1 protein-coding gene is annotated in these 2,456 nt (G+C 44.5%); it reads left to right on the forward strand.

Annotation, left to right across the window (positions count from 1 at the left end; translation table 11 throughout):
• Positions 1 to 137: 137 nt before the first annotated feature.
• Positions 138 to 2,075: a hypothetical protein gene (locus BUB13_RS18455; protein WP_072910228.1), complete on the forward strand. Its 1,938-nt coding sequence runs from the start codon at positions 138 to 140 to the stop codon at positions 2,073 to 2,075.
• Positions 2,076 to 2,456: the final 381 nt, after the last annotated feature.

A 2,456-nucleotide genomic window follows, 5' to 3' on the forward strand; every position in this document is an offset into this window, starting at 1 on the left:
GACTTCAAAGCGCCCTCGGAAATTCGTCATGACTGGCAAGAAAATCGTCAGGCGGCGTAAGCCAAACTTGTGTCCAGGGGACCGGTTCCGCTACAATTAGATTTTGCTCGATTAAATAAGAATGGGGGAGAAGGCATATGTTTTGGGGGGGCACAAATCTTTTAAAGGCGTTTCTGATTCTCATCGGTCTTTCATTTGCCACTGCGGCCAATGCAGATAATTGGAAACAGAACCGGGACTATTGGGGATCATGGGAGACGACCCAAGCTAGCGTGAGATATTCTCATGCCTCGAAGATAGAACTGGAATTGTGGACATCTAAAGATGGACTACCCGAGGGGTTTGCGACTTTTCTAAACGGCCATCAATCTTGTACGGGAATGCTGACGGTCAATAACAAATCACAACGGTTGAATTTCAGTGCAATGGAAGGAGCCTCCTGCGAAAATTTCGATGGAGGATATTTCACAGACTTCAGACCGGCTAGACACAGCATGGTCAGGGTGGTTTTCGTTCCACCCGATATTCAATACACTAATAATCTCTGGCTTAAATATGCATCGACCTATCGTAAACTTCCACAACCAACAAAAAGTCTAAAATCCTATGTCGATGCTTATCAAAGCGACACACTAACCCTGGCACAACAACTCAATCAGTATGTGCAGCGACAGTCTGATCATGACAAACAAACTCAGCAGATCCGTGACCGCTTAAATCATTTTGAAGCAGATCAACTTCAAGATTCCGATCTCATTGGTGTTTGGCGTGGGGAATTCGTCGACCAAAAATCAACTTATCCCGCTGAAATTATGCTGTGGTCAGCAAGTCCATACAAAGTTCGACAAGTCGTAGGAATAGTCCGCTTCGATGATGATCAGTGCACTACGGGTATGATAATGAATGCCTCTGTCGCAGAAGAGAGCGATAAGAAGACTATTGGCTGGATCATGAATCCAAGTTACTTAACTTCAACAGGAACGGCTTGTCAAAAGGTGCATGCGTTTGGCTCGGTACAGATGGATACTTCTAAAGACAAGATTGCTCTCTATTTCGATTCGCAGTTGAAAAGTGCCGATGGAATAAGTTACCCAAACTGTCTTGAGGAAATTTCTATTGGGGGTATGAAAGCGTGTGTAGCTGTAGGGATTTTCAACAGATCTGAAGCAACGCCGGAGCTCAATAGCGCTTTAAATTCTATTGATTGGAATACCCTTCGAGCTCCTTTTCCAGAAGATCAAAGGATCCTTCTCGCACAGACAGAATCTCTTGATATTTTAAGAAAAGATCATCAGGTTGCAGCCGCGCAAAATAGTGACATTCTTCAAAGGCAACAGCGCGAGCGTGATGACATAAGGGAGAAACTGGCCCAGAAAGAACGTGAGAACTACGAAAGGTTACACCCTCCGGAAATTAGCCAGGCTGAGCGCATACGTAGAAACAAGGCGCGATGGGAGGCACAATCGGGTGGAAGAGTCGTGGTTAACCACCCCAATATCTCGGGGCCATTTGACGGCTTGCCAGGAGCCAGTTTTTTAAATGCCATATACAAAGGAAACTCTGCTGCCATAGAACAACACAACCTCGCCTACCAGAGTGAAAAAATGCAACGACACAAGAGTTTTATGGGAGATGAACCGCATTGGTCTGATGTCTTTATTAACCCCGCCATTGGAGCCGTTCAACTTGTTGATACGGTTCGTGCGATCTATCTTTTTCAATTTCAAGATCAATATGCTTCTTGTCTGAAGAAGGATTCTGTCACTTTTGAAGTGGTTGACCAGGTTCCAGATACTTCTACGAAAAATCTCCTTGGGCAGGAAATTGCTCGTTCTTACGGATACACATATCGACAGCACTTCAGAGTAAATAGAGAATTCATACCTATTTTTCGTCGGGTAGGACGATCAAAACCACAAGGTATTTTCCAGGCTATTACTGATTTTGCTTATAATCAGGGTGGAACAGATTTGAGGATGGATTTGATTACTGGCACAAAACAGTTGATGCGGCAATTTGATTGTCACAGTCCAGAGGCTCAGCAATTTGAGCGAAATTTAACAAAATCATATTAGACCCACCCCTCGATGAATGGCGAATAAAGGGGACTGGTTATGTTGCCTGGCGTTGAATAAATGCTTAAAGTGGCAGCACCTGAATTGTTACCTTGGTGCGCGTTCTGAGCTACTGACTGTATCAAGGATATGGACATTCAAAGAAGCAAAGTGGAGCGCTTGGGTCATTTCAAAAATCAGAAAATTGCTTTTGGCGAAATTGAATCTGGCTGATCGGCCAATCGTCAGATATTGCAATTTTCGTTTTGGCAGGGTCGTTACCGCTCGATCCGGCAATTATCAAATCTAGGAAATTGCGTTTTGGTAGGTGCGCTGGTGCCAGTCCACTGATTTCCTAATAGGCCAACACTCAGTCCACTTAGGTGCCCTTGACTGGTCTCC

This window comes from Malonomonas rubra DSM 5091, assembly GCF_900142125.1.
In the GTDB taxonomy this organism is placed as follows: domain Bacteria; phylum Desulfobacterota; class Desulfuromonadia; order Desulfuromonadales; family Geopsychrobacteraceae; genus Malonomonas; species Malonomonas rubra.